The sequence below is a fragment of the Capsulimonas sp. genome, from assembly GCF_039929585.1.
Lineage (GTDB): Bacteria > Armatimonadota > Armatimonadia > Armatimonadales > Capsulimonadaceae > Capsulimonas.
This window is the reverse complement of record NZ_JBDSQY010000248.1, coordinates 1-17,186: the sequence shown is the minus strand read 5'-3', so window position 1 is coordinate 17,186 and position 17,186 is coordinate 1. Positions and strand designations below refer to the sequence as shown.

The following is a 17,186-nucleotide window of genomic DNA, read 5'->3' as shown; positions in this document are numbered from 1 at the left end:
GGTCGTTAACATGAACTATCTCGGGGATGCACTGCTCACGACGCCAGCGATGGCGGCGATGCGGCGGGCATATCCGGACGCCCAGATCGACACGATCGTCGGTTCTGGGGCGGCGGCCGGCGTCTTGGCGGGCAACCCCGATATCGACCGCATCATTCCCCGCACGGCGCGCGATAGCTGGGGGCGATGCAAGCAGCTTTTCCAGACCCTGCGACGGGGCAAATATACCGATGTCGTGATCCTGCCGCCGCTGCCCGCTTATGCGGTCACGGCGTTTCTCGCCGGGACGCCAGTGCGTGTTGGTCAGGCCAATCGTGGCATGAACCGGTTTCTGACCGATCTCCGTCACACCAACGCCGTTCATATGGCGGACGCCATGCTCGACACCGTCCATGTTCCCAACGAAGCGCGGCCCACTCGCCGCGGGCTCACGGTGACGGTTGATCCGCAGGCCGTGATCGAAACGGATCAGCTGCTCTCGGATATGGGCATCGATCTGAGCCGTGATCTGGTGGCGGTGAATGTCGGCGCGACCCGTCCGCAAAAGCGATGGATGGCGGAGAACTTCGCCGCCGTCCTGGATCAGCTGGCGGACCATCAATTGGTGCTGATCGGCGCCGGGCCGGAAGACGAGGCGCTGACGGCTGATGTGCTGGGCCAGGTCCGGTCGGCGAAACCGGTCAATTTGATCTCACGTACGACGATCCCTCAGCTCGCCGCGCTTCTGCGCCGCAGTCGCGTGCTGCTCAGCGCCGACTCGGGGCCGATGCACCTCGCCACCGCTGTCGGCGCGCCGGTCGTCGCTTTGTTTGGCTCCACCGATCCGAAGATTACCGGGCCGTATGACGAAGCGTCCCAATCGATTTATAAGGCGCTGCACTGCGCTCCCTGCGGCAATCATCCTACATGCGAAGGGCGCTTTGACTGCATGCGCGCGATTACTCCGGACGAGGCCGCGCTGGCCGTTCGCTCGCTGCTGCGCCGAGACAATCCCATGCGTTCGCTGCCGCTCGCGGCGCGTCCTCACGCCGGTCTTGCATCCCGAACGAGCAATCCTCCGGCCAAACCGATCCTGGACGGGCCGCCGAAGCATATCTTGATCGTCACGAAGTTTCGTTTCATTGGCGACACGCTGCTGGCGATCCCCGTTTTTCGCGCCGCGCGCCGCCGCTGGCCGGACGCCCGCATCGTATTGCTCACCGGCCGCAACGCCCGCATGCTTTTGAAGAACAACCCGTATCTCGACGAGATTATCGAGTTCGATCCAAATAAGCGGGATCACGGACAGCGCGCCTTCTGGCGTTTTGTCAAACGTGTCCATCGGGGCCATTTTGACCTGTGCTTGATTTTGAACCGATCGTTTCATTCGGCGCTGCTGACCTGGTTCGCCGGCTCCCGCGGCCGCGCGGGGTTCGACTGCGAGGGCCGCGGCCCTCTGCTCAGCCAGCGTGTGCCATACGACCGCGAGAAGAGCGAGATCGCCTGCTACTTCGATGTACTGCGCTCCGTGGCGCCGGAAACGGAGATCAACTCCGAACTGGAGCTGTGGATCAATCCCGACGAGCGCGCCGAAGCCGAAAAGCGCCTGGCGGATGCGCTGGGGTGGGGATGGGCTGGCCTGCGCTTGATCGGCGTTCAGCCCGGCGCCAGTCTTCCCGGCAAGCGCTGGAGCCCGGCGAACTTCGCGTCGGTCGCCAACACTCTGGCGTCGTCGGATCCGAATGCGCGCGTTGTGCTGGTCGGCGGTCCGGACGAGCAGGCGTCGGCCGACGCCATGCTTGCGGGTTGTACGGAGGAGACGCGGCGCCGTACGGTTTCCTTTGTTGGGAAATGCGATCTGCGCGGATCGCTTGCGCTGATCGAGCAATTAGGCCTCTTTATCGGTAACGACACGGCGGTGATGCATTCAGCGGTGGCGCTTGGCGTGCCGACCGTGGCGCTGTTCGGCCCGACCAACCCGCGCAAATGGGGCAACTATGGCGAGCGCCGCAGCGTCATCGAATCCACCAACGGCAAGATGGATGGGATCGCCGTGGAGCCCGTCGTGGCCGCCGCGCGCAGTCTGCTGGAAGCGTCGTCGCTTGCGAAGTAAGCGTTACATTTGGTATAATGGGTAGCCCCATGCAATTTCGAAGAGCGCTCATTATCCGATTTGGCGGGATGGGGGATATCCTGCTCGCGACCCCCTGCATCCGCGCGCTCGCCGATGCCTTTCCCGGCATCGAGATCGATTTCGTGGTGGGCGGCGGTATGTCGGAATCACTGACGGGCAATCCCTTGGTCCGGCGCGTACTGGTTTTCGACAAACGCGGCGTGGACTCCCGCCTGGATCATTTTGCGCCGTTTTTATGGCGATTGTCGCGCGAGAAGTACGACCTCGTAGTCAATTTGCACCCGAGCGCCAAGTCGTTTTTGATGGCATGGGCGACGGGGGCCAAGACTCGTGTGACCTTCAGCAAGCAGATGGGCGTGGACCCAAGCACGGGCCGTGTGGCCCATGCGATCGACGATTTTACAAAAGAACTGCGCGCTCTGGGCATTGCCGAAGTCCCGGACCGTCATATGGACTTCGTCGTACCAGATGCTGCGCGTGAGAGCTTATCCGTGAAGCTGCGCGCGCTGGGATGGCGGGAGGATGCACAGCTGCTGGTGATCAATCCGGCCGCGTCTCGTCCGATCAACCGCTGGCCGCTCGATCGTTTTCAGGCGCTTGCCGCGCACTTCGCCGCTATGCCTAATTGCCTGGTGATGGTGACCGGAGCGCCGCGCAGCTTTTTGACGGTGATGGATGGACTGGATGAAGTCAGCCTCGCCGCCGCCGTGGCGGGCGCCGATGCGCGTATCGTCGATCTGGCCGGTAAACTGACGGTAAAAGAACTGGGCGCGCTCCTGGAGCGCGCCAATACATTTTTGACCTGTGACACGGGACCGATGCATATCGGTTCGGCGGTCGGCGCCCCAATGGTGGTGCTGAGCGGCGCGGCGGACCCGGATCGCACTGGGCCGGTCGGCGAGGACGCGACCGTGCTGATCGACCGCACGCTGAGCTGCGTTCCGTGCCGTGACCGGACCTGTGCGCGTGGCGACGTGATGTGCATGCAGAATTTGAGCGTCGAAAACGTGATCGCCGCCGTGACGGAACGGCTCGCGTGGAGCGTGAGGAGAAATCGTGGACGGCGTCTTCCCATGGTATCGTGAAAAATGTTTGACTGCTGAGCAGCTGGCGCCCATCGTCGCGGCGAGGCAGGCGGCGGGTGAGAAGATCGTCTTCACCAACGGAGTATTCGATATCCTGCATGTCGGCCATGCGCGCTATCTGGCGGAAGCCCGCGCGCTGGGCGATGCGCTGATCGTCGCCGTGAACACCGACGCCTCCGTGCGCGGCTTCAAAGGTGATCTTCGTCCAATTGTCTCGGAAGACGAACGGATGGAAATGCTGGCGGCGCTGGCCGTCGTGGACTATGTCGTCCCGTTTGGCTCGCGCACGCCCGTGCCGGTGATTGAACTTGTGAAGCCTGCTCTCTATGTCAAGGGCGGGGATTATCGTTTGGAGGATCTGCCCGAGACCCCGGTCGTTTGCGGCTACGGCGGCGAGGTTCGCATCCTGTCCCTGATCGCGGGACGCTCTACTACCAATATCATCTCGAAGGTCTGCGAGGCGTACGGCGCGGAAAAGACGGGTGGGGAAAACAAGTCGATATGAGTCTTTCTGTGTTACAAGTGGCGTCGAGCTTTGCCAGCTGGGGCGGGACCGAGCTTCATATTTTGAATCTTTCGGACCAATTACGCCAGCGCGGCTACGATGTCACCATCGCGTGCCGGCCCGGCAAATGGGTCGAGGAGCGTGCGAAGCAGATGGGCCTCAAAACGGCGTCCGCCACCGTCGAGCGTCAGCTGGATTGGCGCGATTACGGCCGCCTTCGCCAGATCATCCGCGACCATAAGATCGACATTGTCCACGTGCATTGGAGCCTGGATATGGTCGTCCCCGGCTTCGCCGCATTGAAAGAAGGCGTTCCGGTTCGGATACTCTCCCGCCACATGCCGTACCCTTTTAAGAGCCGTTTCGGAACGATGCTCTACAGCAAAGTCTTATTCACGCGGATGGTCACCGTGTCCAATTCCGTACGCAATACGCTGATCAAATGCGGCGTGGCGCCGGACCGTGTGGAGACGATCCACCATGGCACCAATGTGGAAGCCTTCGCCAAGACGACTGTGGACGCTAAAACCGTACGCAAAGAGCTGGGAATCCCGGATAATCATGTCGCCGTTGGGATCGTTGGCCGGATCGCGCCGGAGAAGGGCCACACGGTCCTGTTGGAAGCCGCGAAGATTTTAGGCGATAAGTATCCTCTCCGCTATGTCATCATCGGCAGCGGTCCGGATGAACAAAAGATCAAGGATCTCGCGGCCGAGATGGGTGTCGCCGACAAGTTTATTTTCGCCGGTTTTCGTGACGATGTGAACAACGCCATTTCGGCGATGGATGTTGTGACGGTGCCGTCGACCTGGAACGAGCCATGTTCGGCTGTGGTGCAGCAGGGAATGGCGCTCTCCAAACCAGTCGTCGGCACGATCGCCGGCGGCACGCCCGAGATGATTGTGGATGGAGAGACCGGACTTCTGGCGCCTCCCTCCGACGCTCCGGCCCTTGCCGAGGCGATCGGTCGCCTTGCGGGCGACGCCTTCCTGCGCAAGTCGATGGGTCAGGCGGGATATGCGCGGGTCGTGGAAAAGTTTTCTTTGAGCGTCATGACCGATAAGATCGAAGAGCTTTACCAGCGCGAATTCGACAAGGCGCGCGGCTCCGGCGCGTACCAAAAGGCGCTAGCGTCGTAACGCCAATGCAAGATGTGGAGGACAGCTCGATTTCTTACAAGCAATATTTTGCGCAGCTGCAGACACTGCTTGGCGAGGTGAACGAGGCGGACGTCGCGCTGGTCGGCGATCTGTTTTGGGAAAACTACAGCCGGTCTGCTCGGCTCGTGCTGTGCGGCAATGGCGGCTCCGCCGCCACGGCGAGCCATTTGGTGGCCGATTTTCAGAAGAACGGCTACCTGCTCGGCGGGCGGCCATGGGAATGCTTGGCATTGACAGATTCGACGCCTCTGCTCACAGCCTGGAGCAATGATACGAGTTACGCGAATGTATTCGCCGGTCAGGCCCGCTGCTGGCTGCGGCCAGGCGATCTGCTGGTCGCGATCAGCGGCAGTGGCAATTCCCCCAATATCCTAGCCGCCGTGGACGCCGCGAATGAGATCGGCGCGGATACGGTCGGTCTGAGCGGATATGGAGGCGGTCAGCTCGCACAGCGGGCGCGGCGTAATATTATTGTCCATTCCAACAGCATGCAGCTTGTGGAAGATGTCCATATGGCGATTGGTCATGCGCTGTATTGTTCAGTTCGAGACCGAATGTCTCTCCGAAAATAGAACCGTGTCAAAGATAGTCTCCACATTCATCGTCTCTTACGGCTGCTGTCATGTCTTAAAGGGCCGTGCGTTATGATCCATCAGGCTCCGCAATTTCTTCCGCCGCTCACTCCCGTCAACACTCTCACACAGCGCTGTTCCGTCACGCGTGAGCAGGCGTCTCATCGAATCGTGATCATGCGCGCTGGAGCGTTTGGCGATATCCTGATGGGTACACCGCTGCTGGCGGCGTTGCGCCGTGCATATCCTAACGCCTTTATCTCTTGGATTGCCGAACATTCCGAAGTCCAGGCGATCGACGCAAGCCCTTATATCGATGAATTTATTCGCTGGGACGGCCATTACTGGAAGCGTCCATTGCGAAAGGCGAATTATGTAAAGTGGCTCTGGCGCGCCTTTCACGGCTTGCGCGCCTTCCGTAAGCTGAATTGTGACATCTTCATCTCACTTCAACCAGAGGAGTGGCCGCTGATGCTGAAAGGGTTGAACGCGCCGATCACCATCGGCGTCTTCGACACGTTTCGCCGCTACAATAAAGACAAGCCAACGAGCAAGCGGACGAAGCTGTACACGTACGCCTACGCCTTTCCCGAACTGCCCGACCATCGAATCGATCAGTACTTTCTGACCTTGAAAGCGCTTGGCCTCCCGCCTTCCGACGACAAGCAAATGACGATGGGATTCACGGCGGAAGACGCAGGGGCGGTCACTGCGTTTTTAGAGCGGCATGGGGTTAAAGAAGGGCAGCCTTTTGTTGTGGATGTTCCCATGACGACCTGGCCCTCGAAGTGCTGGCCCGCCGAGCGGCACATCGCCCTATGCGATACTCTTGCGGAGCGTCATGGGCTTCCCATCGTGATGATCGGCAGTAAGCGCGAAGCAGAAGGGATCGCGGCGATCGCCGCGCAAATGAAGCATCCGCCCATCCCAGCGGCGGGTGTGATGACGTTTCGTGAAGTCGCGGCGCTGATTGCCCGCGCCAGCCTTCTCGTAAGCGGCGATACCGGCCCGATGCATGTGGCCGCCGCCGTGGGAACGCCGAACATTGCGCTCTTCGGCTCCACCGGGCCCCAATGGTATGCGCCTCAGAACAGCAGGGGCATTGTCTTGAGCCATCCCGTTCCGTGTGGTCCATGCGACCAGAAGTTCTGCGGCAACGAGGGTGAAAATCATATGCTGTGCATGAAGCTGCTAACAGTACAAGAAGTGCTGAGCGCTTCCGAAAAGCTCCTTTCATCTGTTCCGGTCGAGGGCGTCGGGCGGACATGAAGCGAATTCTGATTACGAAGATGTGGGCTTTGGGGGATATCCTCATGGCCACGCCGATCCTGCGCGCGCTGCGCCGTGAGTATCCCGGCTGCCATATCACCTGGCTTGTGGAGCGCCAGTACGCCGAATTGTTACAAGGCACGCCGTTTATCGATGAAGTGATTGCCTTCGATTCCGCGTCGTGGCGCCGATACTACCGTTATGGTCAGATTATCCCATATTTGAAGGTTTCCACGCAGCTCCGGCGCCGTTTGAACGCCGCAAAGTACGACATCTCCATCAACTTGACTGCGGAGAAGTGGTGGTCGCTGTGGTTTAATGCGGCCCCGATCCGTATCGGCCTTTTTCCGCGCCGACGGGAGGGATTGATTGGACGAGTTTACACGAAAACCATTCCTCGGACCGGTGACCCGTGGCTGCATAACACCGAGCACTATTTGCTGGCGGCTGCGGCTCTCGGCATTTCCGCTCCTTTCGAGAAGCAAATGGTTGTCGGAATTACGCCCGAAGACCATAAGTCTGCCGACGACTTCTTGAGCGCAAGCGATGGCTACGATCCCAGCAAGCCCGTTTTACTCTTGCATCCTGGTACTAGCCAGGACAGCAAGTGTTGGCCGGCGGCTCATTTTGCCAAAGTCGCGGATGCAATGGCGGATCGGTTCAACATCGTTGTCACTGGCAGTCCCGGCGAGCGGGCGCTCGCGCAGAGTGTCGCGGACAGCGCCAAAGTCGCTCATCCTCTTGTGGCGGCGGGCGCTTTGCCGAATGTAAGGCAAACTGCTGCTTTGGTGGATCGCGCCGCCGTGGTTGTCACGGGCGACACAAGCATTTTGCATATTGCCTCGGCGCTTGATACTCCGATGATCGGCATCTATGGAAGCACGCGCCCAAAAGACAATGCGCCACTGTTCGGGCGTAATGTTCTTCTCTACGATGACACTGTTCCCTGCTCGCCCTGCTACAAGTCCTCCTGCCCGCTCAAAGGTGAGGATTTCATGCGATGCATGACTCAAATATCCCCTGCGAAAGTTCTAGAATGCGTCGAAAACGCACTTTCCAAAGATAGCCTGTAAATATTACGAATGTTTGCCCGCTTACTTCGCTTGCCTTCATAAAACCTATGTTATAATAAGTAGGCATTTAGACTTGGATTGTGCTTGCTTGTTGCAGACCTTCCATTGTCGACACAATTATCCAGCTTTTCGAGCCGACTTCATGTCGGTCGCCAATCCGGTATGAAGTTTCCCAAGTCACGGCGACCACGCCATTCCAACGAATAATAATCGAGCATCGTTTCGCCAGGAGGAAATCATTGCGCGCTAGTGATACCATGACCAGAACTCTCTCTCTCATTGCGGCAGCAGCCGCCATTACCGGCCTCGCCGGGTGCGGCGGCGGAGGCGGAGGCGGCGACAACGGCGGGACGGCGACGCCCGCTACAAACGCACTGCGTAACTTTATGCCCGGGGATTCTTGGAATTACTCCGTGACAGCGGACATTGTCCAAACTGCCGGCAGCACAATCCGCTTAAAGGACGGCAACTACACGCGCTCCATTGGCGTTTATGACGGAGGTGTCGGCATAAGTTTGACCGAAAGCATGTCCCTGAGCTATTATGGCGGCTTCGGTGAGAACGAAACCAACGTCTCGCACATCGTTAACGGCGGTAACGGGATCTTTCAAAAAAGTGATACCCGCGACATTGATGGGAATGAGGAGTATGCGGATCCATTCAATAAATTTGAGGGATCATTCAGCGGCTCGCAGCAAATTCTTCCCGTGAATTTTGACGACTCCACCGGGTTTGCTTCGGACAATAGCTACGGCGCGCGTGGCGTATTTATTAAAGGTACGCCGGCTGGCCCAGGCGACCCGCCTGTCCCGCCTGCCGTGCCGGATGAATGGACGGAAGTTATCCTTAATCATGAGCATTTTGCGATGGCGGTCGTCGGTAAGGAAGATGTTAATACTGGAGCCGGCAAGTTCTCAACATTCAAGTGTTCTGTTTCGGCTCACTATGTGACGCAGGGAATTACTATTGATGGAACGGCATGGTGGGCTCCGCAATTAGGATCTTTCGTTAAGGAAAACCTAACGCGTCAGCTTCCTGGAGTTGGCACCGAGCATCTTTCCTTTACTCTGAAGTCTTACCACCTGGCGCCATCCGCTGGTGTGAACGTGAAGGGAAAATAGACGGCGGTATCGAAATAATAGCGGGCGGAGCTCTGCTCCGCCCGCTATTGTTGTCAATCTATGTGGTTTACCGTTTGCTACATCAATAAATGCTGGTGTTAACATATTATTAGTACAATAAAATATTGGATCTGAATACAGAAAAAAAGTAAAATTTAATACCTTCTTAACATTAAATGCGCCTCATTATATGCTACACTCTTAAATCGAACTATATTTAAGGGTGGTCACAATGTCTAAACTGAGAAAAACATCGTTTTTCGCAAAGTCCGTCGCTCTCGCTGCATGCACAATCAGCGTTCTGGCAATGACCGGGTTAAAAGCTCATGCCACATGGACAGGTAGTTACGTTAACTATGATACAGCGATTACGCCGTTGATTAGCAGTCAGGTGGTATACAACAACGTCCAATATACCTTTGCTGTGAACTCAAATAGCAATATTCGATATTCGACATATAATGGGACTGTTCGAAGTGTTGGACTTTCTGTACCCAATAATGCAGTTACCTACGCTGCTATAAATCCGGTTGTTTATAGCAACAAGCTGTATCTATTCATTACAGATACAGCTGGACACATTTCGTATACGACTTATAACGGCGTGTCATGGTCCATTTACGTCTCTGTTCCGAATAACGGATTGACACCTTATTTGATTTCAACGTCTTCAGTAGTGTATGGCAATCAGCTGTATCTATTTCTTATTGGGACTGATGGACATGTTTATCTCACAAAATTCAATGGCGTGAGTTGGACGACTTACAGCGCAGTTCCTGATAATGGCCTTACAAATACAAATGTCACAACTGTTACTACCGCCAATGCTCTGTATCTTTTCCTTGTAGGAACAAATGGTCAGCCCTATCTTACAGTCTTTAACGGAACAACATGGTCAGGATATGGAGCAGTTCCTCCAGCTGCGGTTACACATGCTGCTGTCTCTGCTACCGTTTACAATGGTGCGATCCAACTGTTCCTAGTCGGTACAGATGGGCATATTTACTACAGCTCTACTGGGGCAATTGTAATTGGTGGAAGCAACAACGTTCCTTGGACAGGGTATACGGAGGTTCCTGGTAGTGGCTACACTTTTAACAATGTGCCAGTATCGTCGTCTGTGTTTAACAATAAGGTGTATGTCGATCTCCTTAGCACGACTAATTTAATTTACGAGACATATCAGTACTAATTTCAGCTTTCGCTTACCGGCAAAGAAGGAGCTTCGCGCTTCGCTATGGAATATGGCAGGGGATGCATAATGCATCTTCTGCCATATTTTTTGCCGCGCTGCTGAAGGAAGTGTATGAACGAAGTCAATCTCCAGAATTATCGGATCGGCGATGGGAACCCGCTTGCCGTGATCGTCGGACCGTGCATCATTGAAAGTCTCGATCTCTGCCGCGAGGTGGCGGCGGAGGCGAGCGCGGTCTGCCGCGATCTTGGCCTGTCTTATATCTTCAAGGCGAGCTTCGACAAGGCGAACCGTTCGTCGGGCGCGTCGTTTCGTGGTAAGGGTTTGGAAGCGGGCCTGGAAGTGCTGGCGGCGATCAAGGCCGAGTTCGGCGTTCCGGTGCTGACGGATATCCATGAATCGTGGCAGGCCGCGCCGGTGGCGGAAGTCGTCGATGTCCTGCAAATCCCGGCCTTCTTGTGCCGCCAGACCGATCTGCTGCTGGCCGCCGCCGCGACGGGACGGGTCGTCAATGTCAAAAAGGGCCAGTTTTTGGCGCCCTGGGATATGAAGAACATTGTGGACAAAGTCGTTGGGGCGGGTGACTCCAACCTTCTGCTGACCGAGCGTGGGGCGAGCTTCGGCTACAATACTCTGGTGGTGGATATGAAGTCTCTGCCCATAATGCGCGGGCTGGGATACCCGGTGATCTTTGACGCGACGCACTCCGTACAGCAGCCTGGCGGCCTGGGGACGATCAGCGGCGGCCAGCGCGAGTTCATCCCGCATCTGCTGCGCGCGGCGGTGGCGGCGGGCGTGGACGGCCTGTTCATTGAGGCGCATCCCGATCCCGAACACGCGCTTTCCGACGCGGCGACGATGCTGCATTTGAAAGATCTGCGTGGGCTGCTGGAGCAGGCCGTGGCGATTGATGCAATCGTGAAGCCGGCGCTTCGGGCAGTAGCGAAATAAGATTGCCGGCGGTTAAAACCGCGCCTAGAAGTGCACGATGCCCAAAGGGCGCCCACCCTCCGGGCACTCCAGAGAACGTGATCGCAAGCGTTTGTTTTCTGGAGTCCACGTAGGTGGACATCGTGCACTTCTAGGCCGGGCGCCCTTTGGGCGTTCAATCGCCGGCAATCTCGTGGTCAATGGATTGCCGTGAGGAAATAATGGCCGGAAATTCTCTCTTTGATGACCTTCAGCGCATTCCGGATGTCGCATCCGATGTTTTTCAGAAATCGCAGCGCGGCTCGGCGTTCGTGGGACGTTCCGGCATTCGCTCCGTCGTAATCGCCGGGGTGGGAGAAGCCGCGCTGGCGGCCGAGCTCTTTGCGGCCTCCGTGCGTGATGTGCTGGCCGCGCCTGTGCTTGTGTGTTCGGAGCCGACGCTTCCGGCGTACGCTGGGCGAGATACACTGGTGGTTGTCCTGTCGGCCAGCGGTGATGCGGAGGAGCCGGTGCAGGTTCTTTCGGACGCGGCTGAGCGCGGCGCATCGATTGCGGTGATCGCCGGCGGCGGGCGTTTGATCGAGATGGCGGATGCTCAGGAGTTTCCGCAGGTCCGCCTGCCCGAGGAAGCGCTCGCGCCCACTATTGAGCTTGCCGCGCTGTTCTTCGCGCTGTGGGGCGGGTTCAGCAGCGTCTTCATGCCGGTGGACCTGCGGCTAATGGATGGTGAGACGCAGGCCAACCAAACGCTGGGATTGCTGCGACGCCAGCGCCGCGCCTTTGCTCCGGAGCAATCCGCCGATTCCAACCCCGCGCGCCAGCTGTCGGCCGCGCTGGAGGACACAACTCCTGTTGTCTTCGGCAACGGTGAAATCGGGGCGGCGGCGGCTCGCGCCTGGCGCTCGCGTTTTCGCACGGTCGCCGAACGGTTCGCGCTTTACGATGAGCTGCCCAGCCCTCTCGGCTATCTGAACGCCGGACCGGCCGCGCACATTGCGGGCGGCGCTGACTTTACCGGGATCGTACTGCACGAAGGGGAAGAAACGCCGACGCTGACGCGTCAGGCCGAAGTCGCGGCGCGCGAGATGAGCGGCCCGTGCCATCAAATCTCCCTCGACGGCGAAACGGCGCTGGAGCGATTGTGGGGCGCGGTGTATCTCGCCGATTGGGCGGCGTTCTATTCGGCGCGCTAGCCGGCTGTGCTATAATTGCTTATGCTCGACCTCCATCAAGTGCTTGCGGATATCAGCGCGGTCGGCGGCGAGGCGCAGCGGCGCTATCAGAAAGTCGCGACGCAAATGGCGACCGCGTTGCGCCAGGCGCGCCTGGACGGCGAAGAATGGTCCGCTGCAAAGACGAAGATCGAAACGCCCAGCGAAAAAGCCTCCTGGCTCGTGGCCGCCTGCGGCCACGAATCGCCCGCCGCCGCGCATCCGCTTCCCTACATCGCTCCCACGACTTACACCGCCATCGCGACTGATGGCTCTCAGATCCCGCTCGACCGGCACGCCATCGCCCAGTGTTATCTAATCAATGTCGGCGAGATCGTGCTGCATTATGGCGGACGAGATCGTCCCCGGCTGTCGTCGCAGGCGACATTGTTTTACAAGGATGAGGACATCTATCCCAAGGACGATCGCGGTGAAACGATCCCTCTGTCGGAAAAGATGATCGCCAATCGCCGTCTGCTGGCTGAAAGCGCGGCCCTCGCTGCGCTGATTGCCGAGAACCACGAGCGTCATGCAATCGCCCTCGTCGACGACCCTCTCATTGTTTATGTCTCCCAGGGCGAATCGGATAAAGAGCAGGAACGGGTGATCGCCGAGTTCTGCCAGATGCTCGAAGCCGCGCAGACATGCAAAACTCCCGTCGCTGGTTATGTCAGCCGCCCCGCTCATCGTGACTTGGTCGGCGCCCTTCGCCTGACCCTCTGCGGCGACGGCTGCGCCCACGGCCTGGAAGCCCTATGCCGGGAACTGGTCGGCGTGACTGACGCCCAGCTCTTCTCGGTTCTGCTCAGTCAGCCCGGTGATCGCTCGCCCGTATTCGGCAGCGCTTCGCCCACGCTCAAGCAATATCCCGAAGCGCAAAAGATTTCGTTCTTTTATCTCAACACCGGTGGTGAGATCGCGCGTGTCGAAATCCCCGCCTGGGTCGCCGAAAACCCCGAAATGCTCGACCGCGTGCATGTGCTTTGTTTCGACCAATCGGCGAAAGGGCAGGGGTACCCGGTCGCGCTCAGCGAAGCGCACGAGCGCGCGGTGGTGCGCGGCCCGGACCGCGAGGCGTTCTTTCACTTGCTGGAGCAAAGCTTGATCCGCAATAACATCCCCGCACTGCAAACGCGTAAGGCCCTGGCGAAGAGGACACGGGTGCTATGAGGGGCGGTTGACGGATCACCTATTCAAGACTATAATGACACGAACATACTTTTTGGCGGGAGACGAACACGATGCCCTATGAAGGACGCGCCGCAGTGCTGAACGAGGCGGGACGCGATGTGGAGCTGGAAGACATCACGCTGGAAGATCCCGGACCGGGCGAAGTGCTGGTCAAGATGGTCGCATCGGGCGTTTGCCACACGGACCTGCATGTCAAGAATATGAATGGCATGGGGATGGCGTTTCCGATTTTGCTCGGACATGAAGGCGCGGGGATCATTGAAGCGGTCGGCGAGGGCGTGACGAATCTGAAGCCCGGCGATCCGGTGGTGATTGCGTACCGTGCGCCGTGCGAGCAATGTCCGGCGTGTCTGCGGGGCGATCCGCGCCGCTGCTGGGTCGCGCTGCGTCCCAAGCAGCGCATTCGCCGCAAGCGGGACGGCGCGCTGCTTGCGCAGGTGCTGCGTTGCGGAACCTTTTCCACCCATACGATTGTTCATGCAAAAGCGGCGATCAAGATGCCGGCGGAAATGCCGCTCGACAAGGCGTGTCTGATCGCTTGCGGAGTTATTACGGGAGTAGGGGCGGCGCTGAATACCGCGCCGGTCTTCGCGGGAGCAAATGTCGCGGTCTTTGGATGCGGCGGCGTGGGAATCTCTGTGATCCAGGGCGCGAAGCTGGCGCATGCAAAAAGAATTATCGCAGTCGATCTGTCCGAGCGCAAATTGGAGTGGGCGAAGGATTTCGGCGCGACAGATGTGGTGAATGCGTCCGAGGGTGATCCGGTGGCGCGGGTGCGCGAGATCGCGGACGGCGTCGGTGTGGATTTCGCCTATGAAGCCGTGGGCATCCCGAAGACAATCGAGCAGGCGATTGCGTCGCTGGCGTATGCGGGAACGGCCGTGCATATTGGCCTCCCCGAGGACGAGCAGCACGTCAATTTAAATTTTGGAAACATGGACACCGGCGTTTACTGGAACAAGGCGACGATCAAGGTCTGCCACTGCGGCGATGCATTGCCGTCCAATGATTTTCCATTACTCGCCCAGCTGTATCTGCAAGGGCAATTGAAGCTGGACGAAATGGTGACCGCGACAACCACGCTGGATCAGGTGAACGAAGCCTTCCATGCGATGGAGGGCGGGGACGTCCTTCGAAGCGTAATTCTCTTTTAATTTGCGTTTGACGCAAATGGAGGAGGAAACGTGAAGGTCGTGGGTGAACTAACAGGGCGACCCTGAATGTTGGAAAGGCAAGTTGAGTGCCGGAACTGCCGGAAGTTGAGACGCTGAGGCGAGGGCTGGAGCGCCGTTTGACGGGACGAACCATCACGGGCGGCCGTGTCCTGGTTTCGAAGATGGTGAAGGGGAGTGTGGACGATCCGGACGAGTTTCTCGCCCGAATCCATGGCTCCAAGATTGAATCCATCGGTCGTCGCGGCAAATACTTGATTTTTTCGTTAGATTCTGGGTACTATTTACTGTTGCATCTCAAGATGCGCGGCCAGATTGTTGTTGTCCCGGTGAATACGCCGGTCGATAAGTATCTGGCGGTGGCTCTGGAGATCGACGGTTCCGACGAGATGCGTTTTCACGATATGTGGACCTGGGGTGAGATCCGGTTCATGAATTCGGAGGAACTCGCATCGCATCCCGGCCTTGCGGCCATGGGCGTGGAGCCGTTGTCGGAAAGTTTTACTGTGCCTGCCTTCGCGGATGCGCTTCGTAGAAAAGCGCGCACGACGATCAAAGCTGCGCTGCTCGACCAGAGCGTGGTGGCGGGTGTTGGTAATATATACGCGGATGAGTCGCTGTTTCGTTCCGGAATTCGGCCGACGCGTGTAGCAGGTTCGCTGAGCGATGGGGATGTCGAGCGCTTGCGCGCACAAATACGTGCGGTGCTGGAGGCGGCCACCGGAGACGGAGGCACGCTGAGCGACAATTACGTGGACGCCGATGGCAACGCGGGCCGTTATACGCCGCAAGTCTATGATCGAGGCGGACAGCCGTGCGACCATTGCGGAGCGATACTGGAGCGCCTTCGGGTAGCGGGACGGGGAACCGTCTTCTGCCCGGTGTGCCAGGGTTAGACGTTTGGGAGAACGCCGATCCGGAATATTGAACATTAAACTCTCCTAGAACAAAAACTGTACTTGAATTATCGAATTCTGGGATCTGAAGATCCCACTGCTGAGGAGCACTACGAAACTATGTCGGCCGTATCTGAAGATGTTGTGACGAGCGAACAGGCCACCCCAGTGGCGACGGACGCGAATCCCGAGGCCACCGCGCAGACCACCGCGCCTGCGGCTGGAGTCGGAGGGACCCCGCCGTCCGTCCCAGCGGCGAAAGCCGCACCCACGGCCCCCGCAAGCGCCCCGTCCACTCCTTTTGGCGGCGACGCTGGAAGCGTGAACCAATCCGACTTCGAGAGCATGTTCAAAGAGCTCTCCGAAGGCGACGTCGTTGTGGGCACGGTTGTCCATATCGACAAGGATGGCGTTCTCGTGGATGTCGGGAGCAAGAGCGAAGGCATCGTGCGCCCGAATGAGCTGTCCCGCGAGCCCTACGATAATATTGAGGATGTCGTCAAAGTCGGCGACTCGATCAAGGTTGTCGTGATCGGACGTGACAACGAGGACGGCAATCTGCTGCTCTCGAAGAAGCGCGCCGATTTCGAAAAGGCCTGGGACAAAGTCATCGAGGCGATGAACGATGGCACGATCCTACACGCCATGGTCAGCGAGCGCGTCAAGGGCGGTCTCGTGGTCGATCTGGGCATCCGGGGCTTCGTCCCCGCCTCCCATGTCGGCTCCGGTGATTTTAAGCACCAGAACCTGGACAAGTTCGTCGGCCAGAGCATTCCGCTCAAGGTCATCGAAGTGGATCGCGACCGCCGCAAGGTTGTCCTGTCCCATCGACTGGCGACCGAGGAAGAGCGCGAGCAGCGCAAGACCGATACGCTGAACTCCTTGAAGGAAGGCGATGTCCGTAAGGGTATCGTTCGCCGCGTCACCGACTACGGCGCCTTCATCGACCTGGGCGGTATCGACGGCCTGCTGCACGTTTCGGAGATGTCCTGGTCCCGGATCAAGCATCCGAGCGAAGTGGTGAAGAACGGCCAGGAACTGGACGTTATGATCCTCAAGCTTCGGCTGGATCAGAACCGCATCAGCCTTGGTCTGCGCCAGATCCTTCCCGATCCGTGGTCGGAAGTCGCCGGCAAGTACAATGTGGGCGACACGATCAAAGCGACCGTTTCCCGCCTGGTGCCGTTCGGCGCCTTCGTCAGCCTGGAAGATGGTGTTGAAGCCATTATCCCGAACAGCGAACTGTCCGATCGCCGCGTCTCCAAGCCGAGCGACGTCGTCAATCCTGGCGACGAAATCGAGGCCAAGGTTATCGAGATGCGTCCGGAAGAGCGCAAAATGACGCTGTCGATCCGCCGCATGGTGGAATCGGCGACGCCGCGCGAACCGTACGTTCCCGAGCCCGACATGGGCGGCGGCCGTGGCCGCGAAGGCCGTGATCGCTTCGAGCGTGGCGGCGAAGGCCGCGCGACCGAAGGCGGCCGCAACGACGCCCCGCGCAGCGGAGCCGATCGTGGTCCCGATCCGAGCCGTGAGCGACGTCGCCGTGAAGGCGGCGGTGGCGGCGGCCGGTCCCGAGGCGACTCGAACTACGGCGGCGACGTGGAAGATGACTACAAGGAATACAAGAACTACCGCGCCAACCAGCGTGAGGAGACCTTCGGAACCAGCTTGGCTGACGTTCTTGGCGGTC

General features: G+C 58.7%; 15 protein-coding genes. All 15 read left to right on the top strand.

All coding sequences use genetic code 11. The features are described from left to right. Positions 1 to 10 precede the first annotated feature (10 nt). Positions 11 to 2,092 (top strand): glycosyltransferase family 9 protein, encoded by a 2,082-nt coding sequence (locus tag ABIZ35_RS18870; protein WP_348221469.1) that lies wholly within the window; start codon positions 11 to 13, stop codon positions 2,090 to 2,092. 29 nt (positions 2,093 to 2,121) lie between these two features. Beyond that, positions 2,122 to 3,198 carry a glycosyltransferase family 9 protein gene (locus ABIZ35_RS18865; protein WP_348221468.1) on the top strand — a complete coding sequence of 359 codons (1,077 nt, stop codon included), beginning with the start codon at positions 2,122 to 2,124 and terminating at the stop codon, positions 3,196 to 3,198. After that, positions 3,170 to 3,703, top strand: coding sequence for a D-glycero-beta-D-manno-heptose 1-phosphate adenylyltransferase (gene rfaE2 / locus ABIZ35_RS18860; protein WP_348221467.1), 534 nt, complete (start codon positions 3,170 to 3,172; stop codon positions 3,701 to 3,703). The genes ABIZ35_RS18865 and rfaE2 overlap by 29 nt, the downstream gene beginning before the upstream one ends. Next, the gene (locus ABIZ35_RS18855) at positions 3,700 to 4,842 is read left to right on the top strand and encodes a glycosyltransferase family 4 protein (RefSeq protein WP_348221466.1); all 1,143 of its coding nucleotides are present in this window, start codon (positions 3,700 to 3,702) and stop codon (positions 4,840 to 4,842) included. The genes rfaE2 and ABIZ35_RS18855 overlap by 4 nt, the downstream gene beginning before the upstream one ends. Positions 4,843 to 4,847: 5 nt before the next feature. Then, entirely contained in the window at positions 4,848 to 5,435 is a 588-nt protein-coding gene (locus tag ABIZ35_RS18850; RefSeq protein WP_348221465.1) for an SIS domain-containing protein, read from the top strand. 72 nt (positions 5,436 to 5,507) lie between these two features. Then, on the top strand, positions 5,508 to 6,704 hold the full coding sequence (locus ABIZ35_RS18845) for a glycosyltransferase family 9 protein (protein ID WP_348221464.1): 1,197 nt from the start codon (positions 5,508 to 5,510) through the stop codon (positions 6,702 to 6,704). Beyond that, positions 6,701 to 7,777, top strand: a complete 1,077-nt coding sequence (locus ABIZ35_RS18840) for a glycosyltransferase family 9 protein (RefSeq protein ID WP_348221463.1) — start codon at positions 6,701 to 6,703, stop codon at positions 7,775 to 7,777. Before ABIZ35_RS18845 ends, ABIZ35_RS18840 begins: the two co-directional genes overlap by 4 nt. 239 nt (positions 7,778 to 8,016) lie before the next feature. Beyond that, the gene (locus ABIZ35_RS18835) at positions 8,017 to 8,898 is read left to right on the top strand and encodes a hypothetical protein (RefSeq protein WP_348221462.1); all 882 of its coding nucleotides are present in this window, start codon (positions 8,017 to 8,019) and stop codon (positions 8,896 to 8,898) included. A gap of 232 nt (positions 8,899 to 9,130) precedes the next feature. Continuing rightward, positions 9,131 to 10,090, top strand: a complete 960-nt coding sequence (locus ABIZ35_RS18830; protein ID WP_348221461.1) for a hypothetical protein — start codon at positions 9,131 to 9,133, stop codon at positions 10,088 to 10,090. Between the two features lie 114 nt (positions 10,091 to 10,204). After that, positions 10,205 to 11,044: a 3-deoxy-8-phosphooctulonate synthase gene (gene kdsA, locus ABIZ35_RS18825; protein ID WP_348221460.1), complete on the top strand. Its 840-nt coding sequence runs from the start codon at positions 10,205 to 10,207 to the stop codon at positions 11,042 to 11,044. Between the two features lie 200 nt (positions 11,045 to 11,244). Next, positions 11,245 to 12,216: an SIS domain-containing protein gene (locus tag ABIZ35_RS18820; protein WP_348221459.1), complete on the top strand. Its 972-nt coding sequence runs from the start codon at positions 11,245 to 11,247 to the stop codon at positions 12,214 to 12,216. A gap of 21 nt (positions 12,217 to 12,237) precedes the next feature. Beyond that, complete coding sequence (locus tag ABIZ35_RS18815; RefSeq protein ID WP_348221498.1) at positions 12,238 to 13,404, top strand: DNA double-strand break repair nuclease NurA; 1,167 nt, start codon at positions 12,238 to 12,240, stop codon at positions 13,402 to 13,404. Between the two features lie 71 nt (positions 13,405 to 13,475). Further along, on the top strand, positions 13,476 to 14,579 hold the full coding sequence (locus ABIZ35_RS18810; RefSeq protein WP_348221458.1) for a Zn-dependent alcohol dehydrogenase: 1,104 nt from the start codon (positions 13,476 to 13,478) through the stop codon (positions 14,577 to 14,579). Positions 14,580 to 14,665: 86 nt separating this feature from the next. Continuing rightward, positions 14,666 to 15,493, top strand: coding sequence for a bifunctional DNA-formamidopyrimidine glycosylase/DNA-(apurinic or apyrimidinic site) lyase (gene mutM / locus ABIZ35_RS18805; RefSeq protein WP_348221457.1), 828 nt, complete (start codon positions 14,666 to 14,668; stop codon positions 15,491 to 15,493). A 120-nt stretch (positions 15,494 to 15,613) separates the two neighbouring features. Beyond that, the coding region (gene rpsA / locus ABIZ35_RS18800; protein WP_348221456.1) for a 30S ribosomal protein S1 at positions 15,614 to 17,186 on the top strand (1,573 nt) is incomplete at its 3' end.

Coding starts and splice junctions, on each gene's coding strand:
- ABIZ35_RS18870 (WP_348221469.1), top strand. CDS start 11: ATGAACTATCTCGGGGATGCACTGCTCACGACGCCAGCGATGGCGGCG.
- ABIZ35_RS18865 (WP_348221468.1), top strand. CDS start 2,122: ATGCAATTTCGAAGAGCGCTCATTATCCGATTTGGCGGGATGGGGGAT.
- ABIZ35_RS18855 (WP_348221466.1), top strand. CDS start 3,700: ATGAGTCTTTCTGTGTTACAAGTGGCGTCGAGCTTTGCCAGCTGGGGC.
- ABIZ35_RS18850 (WP_348221465.1), top strand. CDS start 4,848: ATGCAAGATGTGGAGGACAGCTCGATTTCTTACAAGCAATATTTTGCG.
- ABIZ35_RS18845 (WP_348221464.1), top strand. CDS start 5,508: ATGATCCATCAGGCTCCGCAATTTCTTCCGCCGCTCACTCCCGTCAAC.
- ABIZ35_RS18840 (WP_348221463.1), top strand. CDS start 6,701: ATGAAGCGAATTCTGATTACGAAGATGTGGGCTTTGGGGGATATCCTC.
- ABIZ35_RS18830 (WP_348221461.1), top strand. CDS start 9,131: ATGTCTAAACTGAGAAAAACATCGTTTTTCGCAAAGTCCGTCGCTCTC.
- kdsA (WP_348221460.1), top strand. CDS start 10,205: ATGAACGAAGTCAATCTCCAGAATTATCGGATCGGCGATGGGAACCCG.
- ABIZ35_RS18820 (WP_348221459.1), top strand. CDS start 11,245: ATGGCCGGAAATTCTCTCTTTGATGACCTTCAGCGCATTCCGGATGTC.
- ABIZ35_RS18815 (WP_348221498.1), top strand. CDS start 12,238: ATGCTCGACCTCCATCAAGTGCTTGCGGATATCAGCGCGGTCGGCGGC.
- ABIZ35_RS18810 (WP_348221458.1), top strand. CDS start 13,476: ATGCCCTATGAAGGACGCGCCGCAGTGCTGAACGAGGCGGGACGCGAT.